The organism is Dapis hubbardiae BLCC-M172 (genome assembly GCF_050016015.1).
Lineage (GTDB): Bacteria > Cyanobacteriota > Cyanobacteriia > Cyanobacteriales > Microcoleaceae > Trichodesmium.
In genome coordinates this window covers 6,137-14,743 of the sequence record NZ_JBNHEQ010000260.1, presented here as the reverse complement: position 1 = coordinate 14,743, position 8,607 = coordinate 6,137, and the positions used below count along the sequence as shown (strand labels likewise).

6 protein-coding genes are annotated in these 8,607 nt (G+C 34.1%); 3 read left to right on the top strand and 3 right to left on the bottom strand.

Annotation, left to right across the window (positions count from 1 at the left end):
* Positions 1-192: 192 nt before the first annotated feature.
* Entirely contained in the window at positions 193-333 is a 141-nt protein-coding gene (locus ACP6PK_RS24185) for a hypothetical protein (RefSeq protein WP_426563359.1), read from the top strand.
* A 292-nt stretch (positions 334-625) separates the two neighbouring features.
* Here the strand turns inward: ACP6PK_RS24185 and ACP6PK_RS24180 are convergent, their stop codons facing one another.
* From ACP6PK_RS24180 to ACP6PK_RS24170, 3 genes are all read right to left on the bottom strand, one after another.
* Entirely contained in the window at positions 626-841 is a 216-nt protein-coding gene (locus ACP6PK_RS24180; protein WP_426563357.1) for a hypothetical protein, read from the bottom strand.
* A gap of 3 nt (positions 842-844) precedes the next feature.
* Positions 845-1,171 (bottom strand): hypothetical protein, encoded by a 327-nt coding sequence (locus tag ACP6PK_RS24175; RefSeq protein ID WP_426563355.1) that lies wholly within the window; start codon positions 1,169-1,171, stop codon positions 845-847.
* Between the two features lie 92 nt (positions 1,172-1,263).
* Positions 1,264-6,687, bottom strand: a complete 5,424-nt coding sequence (locus ACP6PK_RS24170; protein WP_426563353.1) for an NHLP family bacteriocin export ABC transporter peptidase/permease/ATPase subunit — start codon at positions 6,685-6,687, stop codon at positions 1,264-1,266.
* Between the two features lie 328 nt (positions 6,688-7,015).
* On the opposite strand from ACP6PK_RS24170, the gene ACP6PK_RS24165 reads away from it, so the two are divergent.
* Positions 7,016-7,387: a four helix bundle protein gene (locus ACP6PK_RS24165; protein ID WP_426563351.1), complete on the top strand. Its 372-nt coding sequence runs from the start codon at positions 7,016-7,018 to the stop codon at positions 7,385-7,387.
* Between the two features lie 160 nt (positions 7,388-7,547).
* Positions 7,548-8,183 (top strand): hypothetical protein, encoded by a 636-nt coding sequence (locus ACP6PK_RS24160; protein ID WP_426563349.1) that lies wholly within the window; start codon positions 7,548-7,550, stop codon positions 8,181-8,183.
* Positions 8,184-8,607: the final 424 nt, after the last annotated feature.

Here is an 8,607-nt window from a genome sequence, read left to right as displayed (position 1 = left end):
TAAAAGATGAAAATTTCACTCTTATATATAGATAGTGAAAAATTTGCCAGATACTTTTCCAGAATATCTGCTCTTTCTAGAGATAAGTAGATATTTTTTGAAGTAGAGCGATCGCCTCAACCATCCTCTCAACTTTTTGCCAGTTTTCTTAAAAGATGAAAATTTCACTCTTATATATAGATAGTGAAAAATTTGCCAGATACTTTTCCAGAATATCTGCTCTTTCTAGAGATAAGTAGATATTTTTTGAAGTGGAGCGATCGCCTCAACCATCCTCTCAACTTTTTGCCAGTTTTTGTTAGAGATGAAAATTTCACTCTTATATATAGATAGTGAAAAATTTGCCAGATACTTTTCCAGAATATCTGCTCTTTCTAAAGGTAAGTAGATATTTTTTGAAGTAGAGCGATCGCTCTTTTTATCAAGACGTTTTTCTGTGTTTCAAGGTTGACGCGCCACTACTGCCTTGTCAAGACTAAAATACACCGAGTCGTAATGTGGTACGAATAATCTGCTTTGAATTCTCTTTTTGGTCTGCCCATGTCTTTTCAGTTATCAGTTCACAGTTATCAGTTATCAGTTAGTGAGAGTATTTGTCGTATTGGTCAACTCCTAAAACGACACTTTATGGGCTACTTTGTACCATCCAGTAGTTTCCTATTCTGACTCCTGACTCCTTTCTCCTGACTCCTCCTGTGCCAGGTATCAAATGAAATAGTGATAATTTCGGCACTTCATGCTTTCTATTCTCTGATGGTTGCTTTTGATAGCTAGCATAAAACCATCGAGTGTGGTAATTTTTTGTTTGTGACAACCCGCCGTCGGCGACATTTTGCCACATTCATTATTTCTCTTTTTTCTTTTCTGGCCACTTCTTTTCCTTTTCCCTCTTCTCCAATTGCTTCCTTAGCTTTATTAGCTCCAGGTCTGGGTCCTCCCACTCGTATTTAGCGTCTAAGGGCATACCATGTGTCATGATGCTTCCCACACTCATAAGACCGCCGGTGCATGCCTCCAATTCTTTATCAGAGAGAGGAGAGAAGGTCTCTCTCTCCGAGGGTGTGGTGGAGGAATTCTTGTGGTGGGAGCAGCTGGAATTAGGGTTGGTTGCTCTGTGAGTAGTGGTACAGTTCTTGTCGGCATACATTTCGTTGTTATTTGGCATTTTCATTTCATTTTGTTTTCTGTTTTCTAATTACTTTTGGTGTCTGAACATTTTAACACTTTTTAATAGAAAAAATAATTAAATTATTATTAAATTAATTAAGCCAACTGACGATTAACCAACTTCCTAAAAAACCCCTCCTGTTCCATCAACTCATCAAAACCTCCCTTTTGCACTACCCTTCCCTGAGACATGACATAAATAACATCGGCATTCCGAATGGTACTCAAACGATGAGCAATAACCACCCGCGTCACATTCAACTGCTCCAAACTCTCAGTGACGATCGCCTGAGTTTTATTATCTAAAGCACTCGTCGCTTCATCAAACAAAAGAATTTTCGGCTCTAATATCAACGCCCGCGCAATCAGCAACCTTTGTCGCTGCCCTCCAGAAAGATTACTTCCTCCCTCACTTACTACGGTGTGCATTCCCATTGGCATTTCTTCAATATCATCTGCAAAACCTACTTTCTGAGCTGCTTCCCATGCTGTCTGCGGACTTACCAACTCACCACTACTGATATTTTCATAAATACTGCCCGTCATCACTTTCCCATTTTGCAGCACTACTCCTAATTGTTGTCTGACTGCCTCTAAGTCTAATTCAGCTAAATTTTTACCATCATAAAAAATATTTCCTGTTTGTGGTTGCTCGAAACCTAACAATAAACGGAATAAAGTAGACTTGCCACTCCCAGACGGACCAACAATGGCGACAAATTCTCCTGGTTTTACTTCTAAACTAATATTATGGAGTACGGTGGTGACATTAGTTTCTGGGATATTTTTATCGGCAGTTTCTGTTGTTAATTTAGATTTTTGATGATAACTAAAAGTGACATTTTCGACAGAAATACCACCTTGTAATTCTCCGGGGTGAGCTAAATTAGGATTATATTCAATGGGAGAATCTAAAATACTTTTTGCTCTTTCCCACAAAGGCACAATACCGATAACATCAGTAATAGTATTACTCAAAGAAGTTACACCACTAAGAAACACAGCCATGGCGGAATTAAAAGCAATAAATGTACCAATATTTAAACTAGGAGTTCCTGTTTTTTGAGCGGAAATAATAATCTGAATAGTAAACCAATAAATCAATATAGAAGTCACGAGAGAGACAACTTTATTAATCACAGAAATAATATCGTTAATCTGAAAAATCCGATTATTAAGTTGAATTTGAGGTTGATATTTTTTACCCCAAACGGCAAAAGCTCTAACTTCAGCAGCAGCAACTCGTAATTTTTGAATGCCATTTATTAGTTGTACGGTTAAACCTTGAATTTTCCCACTCAGCTTTTCTTGTTCTCGTTCAAAACGAATTAAAATTATGCCGGAAATCAAGGTGATCAGGAAAGAAATTAAACCAATAATTAGAACAATTAAGGCTAATTTTCGGCTATATAAAAACATTAAACCCAAATTTAATAGGGAAAATACACCAGTAAAAAGCGTTGTAATAACGGCACTATTTATTAAACTACTAATCTGACTAATTGCAGCAATCCGAGTTAATAAATCCCCCGTACTAAATTCTCGGAAAAAAATCGGATTTAGGCGAAAGAGGCGGTCATAAATTCCAGACTGTAAATTAATTTGCATCCCCTGAGAAACTTTGATAGACATTATTCCTTGGAGCAAATTAAATAAGGATTTTCCTACAGTAACCGCAAGTAAACCTATTGCTATTTGCCATAATAATAATTTGTCGCTGTCAGGAATAGCATTATTAACAATAATGGCACTTGCTTGAGGAGTAATCATACCCATCAGACTAATTATTGTGCCTAAAATCATTACTTTTATTCCATCCCATTCATAACTTTTGATGGCGAATAAAAATATCTCCCAAACATTTTTTACTTGGAAAGGGAAGGGGCGATAAAAAGTAAATGCTGTTGATGATAAAGTAGCAGCAACTTTTTGATTTATGGGAAGAGAAGTTTGAGTTTTTGGGTTGTAGAGAAGGTATTTATTTTCGCGGGGTAATAAAGCAACGGGTATATTTTCTGATTCAATCCAACCTAACAAAGCACCAGAATTTTTGTGCCACCATTTATCTCTTAGTTTTACTTGTCGCATCCGACACCGGGAAGCTTTAACAATCTCTTGTAAATCTTGTTGATAATCGGCAGGATATTTTTTTTCTGGGGGGATATTTTGGAAGTTTTTTGTCTGTGTAGATGGTGGTTTAATTTCTATTTTACTGGCGCGTCCTATTGCTCCGACTGCTATTAATAATAAGTCGTTAAAGTTGGAGGTTATGGAGTTAGTTGTTGCTTGATTGTATAAGACAGAAACAAAATTTTGCATCGTTTCTGCTTGACTACGTTGATTATAGGTTTTGAGTTGTTGAGAGTTGAATATTTCTGTTTGTTCTTCTGCCAGAATAAGTTGGTGGAGATAATTGCAAAAATTATTGTTAATTGAAACAATTTGGGAAAAATTAGGATGTTCAGATTCTGCAAAAGATGGCAAAGAAAAATCATTCGGTATTGAGTCAACAGATTCATCTACAAATTCATCTTTTTGACTTTGAGATTGCTTCTCTTCTCTCGCAACGCTACGCACTTTTGAATTTTGACTTGTAATAAATTCATACTTTTGAATTTGAGATTGCTTCTCTTCGCTCGCAACGCTACGCGCTTTTGACTTTTGAATTTTCAAAAGGCTATCTAACCATTTTTCGACTAAAGGAATAGACAAACTATTCAAATTTTCAGTTAAATCTGTGTTGGTAATATTAATCTGAATTAATTCGGCTTTTTCCAAAGCAATTCCTAACAATTTGCCTTGAGTATGAGCATCGCAATTAAAAATTAACTCTCCCGGTTTAACTGTAAATAAATAATGACGATTTTCGATTAATTCTCCCGCTGATTCCAGAGAATAAAATATTTCTACTTCCCCAGATTTTACTAACCAGATAATTTGGGGATATTCAAAAATTAGAGGTTGATTACCTTCTAGGAAATAATTTTCTCCTTTACCTTCTAAATCTGCTAATAAAGGAGTAGAAAAAACAGAATTTTCAGAAATATTTTCCTGTCGTATTTCTCCATCTATTCCCGACACCCAATTCTCTTCTTGATTCAGAATTATGAATTCTGAATCCTGACTCCTTCTTTCTTTATTCTGACTCCTGAATCCTTCTTTCTTTATTCTGACTCCTGTCTCCTGAATCCTGAATCCTTCTTTCTTTATTCTGACTCCTGACTCCTGACTCCTGACTCCTTCTTCCTTCCTTCTTCCTTCCTCCACCTCCAATAATTCCCGATAATAAATACCCTCATTCCAAAGTTGTTTATGAGTACCCCTTTCTAATACTTTTCCTTCTTTTAAAACCAGAATTTCATCACAATCTCGAATCGTACTTAAACGGTGTGCGACAACAATACAAGCACAACCTCGACGACGTAAATTACGATCGATAATTCTTTCAGTTTCCGCATCTAAACTACTCGTTGCTTCATCCAAAATTAAAATTCTAGGATTATTTACCAACGCCCTCGAAATTTCCAAACGTTGTCTTTGACCCCCCGATAAATTCACCCCACCTTCCAGCAAATTAGCATCATAACCACCAGTTAAAGTCATAATAAATTCGTGAATATTTGCATCCTTACAAGCTTGAACTAAAGCAGAATTACTAATAGTTGGATTCCATAAAGTTAAATTTTCTCGAATCGTTCCTTCAAATAAAAATATATCTTGCGCCACCATTGACACAGACTTTGTTAAAACCGAACGAGGAATTTCTTGACGGGAAATATCATCAAATAAAACTTCTCCTAATTTAGGTTGATATAAACCACAAACTAAATTAGCAATAGTTGATTTTCCAGACCCACTTTTTCCTACCAAAGCAACTCTTGAACCAGGTTTAATTAACAAATTAAAATTTTCAATTAATGGAGGTTTTAAAGGATTATAACCAAAAGTAATATTTCTCAATTCTACTTTACCTTTTAAGAGAGAAGTAGGGAGGTTGCATGCAACCTCCCTAGAAGGTACGTCCGTATAAGGTAGGGGCGAACGGCCGTTCGCCCCTACAGATTCGCCATTCGCCCCTACAGGTTTTTCCTGCTCATTTCCTTCTTCAATAATAGAATTTTCTACAGCTTCAGTAATTTCAATATCTTCATCAATAGGATGATCTAAAACATCATCAAGACGTTCCAAACTTGCTTCTAACTCTTGTAAACTACTGCCAAAATTGATTAATTCTGCCAGAGGGTTTAAAAAACCAGAAGCTACAGTTTGAAATGCCACTAACATCCCAATACTCATTTCCCCTGCCATTACTTTTAACCCTCCCAATACTAAAATTATCGTAGAAGTAAGAGTGCTTAAAAATGTTGGTAAAACAGTTAAAACCTTAGTTTGAATATTTAACTTTTGCTCCTCATTCATCACCTGAGAATATATTCCCAAAATCCGCGCAAAAATATAAGATTCTAAACCCCCCGCCTTCAGACTTTCAATTGCTCCTAAACTACCCAAAAGATAACCAGATAACTTTCCTTTTTTTTCACTCAAATTCAGAGTCGCTTCAATCCGAAATTGTCGGAGCCAATATAATGCTGCCACATTAATCAAACCAAAAACTATAGTAATTCCAGCTAAAATTCCATTATAAAAACTCATTAAAACGGCATAAAATACCAACATTATTGTATCAATTAAAGTATTTGCAACTTGACTCAATAATTGCACAGTTTGGTCATTAAAAGCAGCACGAGAACTAATATCTCCAGCAAATCTTTGGGCATAAAACTTCATCGGCAACCGCAACAAATGCCACATAAACTGACTATTCATCGTAATCGAAAGTTTAATAATTAACTTCCGCAAAAAGAGATATTGCATTCTGGCAATAGTAAATTGTAGAATCGTTGTTACAGCCATTCCTAACAGTAAAGGGCGCAGCCAATCTTGAAAACCCTCCACTAAAACTTGGTCAACAAAAACCAAACTAAAAGCCGGAATAATTAAGCGAATTAAACTAAGGAAAAAACCAGCAACAAAAGTAAAAGCAAGAGCAGTTTTCGAGTTTCGTAAACGAACAGCTAAATAAACAATAAAATTTCTTTTTTTTCCTCCTTTAACAAACTCTTCTCCCGGTTCCATCTGCAAAACAATACCACTGTAAGATTTCGCAAATTCTTCCTTACTAACTTTCCGCCTTCCCAATGCCGGATCGTTGAGATAAGCAAACTTTTTATCAAAACCTTCTACTACCAAAAAATGATTAAATTTCCAAAAAATAATCACAGGTAAATCAGTATTTTCCAAGAATTCAACAGTGCTTTTTCCACCCTTAGCTGTCAAACCATATTCCCTTGCCGTTCTCACAATTTGACCAGCATTAGTACCATCTCGACTCACGCCACATTTACTGCGCAACTCCATTAAAGGAACTTCACGTCCATAATATTTAAGAATAATACCCAAAGATGCGGCGCCACATTCAGTAGCTTCTCGTTGTAAAAAAGGTTTCGTTTTTATTCTCATACCGTTTCATTTCAAGTCAAAATTCAAAAGTCAAAATTCAAAAGTAAGAATTTTTAAGTTTAAAGTTAGAAGTCAAAATTATTCAATTCATTCAAAATTGTTCAAGTCAAAATTCAAAAGTAAGAATTTTTAAGTTATAGTTATTCTGGTTTATACTGAGACAATAATTTCTGGCTTTCAAAGGATTTCAAGCTCAAAAAATGTTTCATTCTTATTCAGAATAACTATAAAAGTTAAAAAGCAAAAGTAAGAGTTTTTAAGTCAAAAGTCAAAAGTCAAAATTCAGAAGTAAGAATTTTTAAGTTTAAAGTTAAAAAGCAAAAGTAAAATGAAAAATCATATACCTATACCTATTACAGAGAGAACTTTTGAATTTGCAGTTAGAATTACTAAACTTTGTAATCTTTTAGACCAGCAACCAGGAACACCGAGATTACTAGCTAATCAATTATTTAGGTCTGGAACATCAATTGGAGCTAATCTAGTAGAATCACAGTCAGCTCAGAGTACCAAAGATTTTATTAGTAAGCAAGAAATATCTCTCAAAGAAGCAAGGGAAACCCGATATTGGTTAAGATTACTTATTGAAACTGATATGATAGAATCTGAAAAAATAGCCAAGCTTTTAGACGAATGCGAACAACTTATTAAAATTCTAGCTCAATCCATAGTTACGAGCAAAAAAAAGCTGAATAATTAACTTATTACTTTTAACCTAAAATTTCTTACTTCAATTCTATGACTTTTGAATTAAAAATTTCTTACTTCAATTCTATGACTTTTGAATTAAAAAATTCTTACTTTTGACTTTTGACTTTTGAATTAAAAATTTTTGACTTTTGAATTTTGAATTAAAAATAATGCCTTACAGTGATTTTACATTACCCAAAATCCAACAAGAATTTTCCTTGAAAATCCAAGAAAAAGTCGATTTTTTTGCCAATACTTCCGAAGTTCAACCAAGCGATTTTTTAAAACAAACATTACAAAATAACTTACCATTAGCTTTAGCAATTAATACAGAAAAAGCGCGCTCAGAAATGATAATCGCCCCGATTTTAATAGAATTAAGAAAAATCCTAAATAATCAAATTAGCCTCTTTTCTGGAACAGAATTTAATGTTGATAATACCAGAGGATTAAACGGTACTTGTGACTTTCTCATTAGTCTTGATCCAGAACAACTATTTATAAAATCTCCCGTTTTTGCTATTGTCGAAGCTAAAAAAGAAAACTTAAATGCTGGATTAGGGCAATGTCTGGCAGAAATGATTGCCGGACAAATATTTAATCAACAACAAGGCAATCAAATTTCTACTATTTATGGGGTTGTGACTACAGGAAATATTTGGAAATTCTTACAATTAGAAAATACAGAAGTTCACATCGATCTAACAGAATATGTTGTTAATAACTTAGAGAAAATTTTAGGAATTTTATCCCTAGGAATTAATAGATATCTGCAGAAGGGAGTAGGGAGTAGATTCATTAATTGATAATTGATAATTGATAATTGATAATTACCTCTCCCTAAAAGGGAGAGGATTGACGAATAACGAAAAGATTTATTTTTTTTCCCTTGAAAGGGGAGGCTTCAAGGCGTGAATGGTCTAATTATTTAATTGTTTAATTATTAATTATTTCGGTAAAGAATAGATGATTATTTATATAGGATAATCGTTCTTATTTTGTATTTTTGACTTTTGACTTTTGAATTGATTAATTCTCACTTTTTAATTTTGAATGCATGAATTTTGAATTGATACATTCTTACTTTTGACTTTTGACTTTTGAATTTTGAATTGACATTGCTTTTGACTTTGGAACTGATTATAATTGATTAATTCTTACTTTTGACTTTTGACTTTTGAATTGACATTGCTTTTGACTTTGGAACTGATTATAATTGATTAATTCTTA

Excerpts from the sequence above, each read along its gene's own strand:
- ACP6PK_RS24160 (WP_426563349.1), top strand. The coding sequence starts at position 7,548 with ATGCCTTACAGTGATTTTACATTACCCAAAATCCAACAAGAATTTTCC.
- ACP6PK_RS24180 (WP_426563357.1), bottom strand. The coding sequence starts at position 841 with ATGTGGCAAAATGTCGCCGACGGCGGGTTGTCACAAACAAAAAATTAC.
- ACP6PK_RS24175 (WP_426563355.1), bottom strand. The coding sequence starts at position 1,171 with ATGAAAATGCCAAATAACAACGAAATGTATGCCGACAAGAACTGTACC.
- ACP6PK_RS24170 (WP_426563353.1), bottom strand. The coding sequence starts at position 6,687 with ATGAGAATAAAAACGAAACCTTTTTTACAACGAGAAGCTACTGAATGT.
- ACP6PK_RS24165 (WP_426563351.1), top strand. The coding sequence starts at position 7,016 with ATGAAAAATCATATACCTATACCTATTACAGAGAGAACTTTTGAATTT.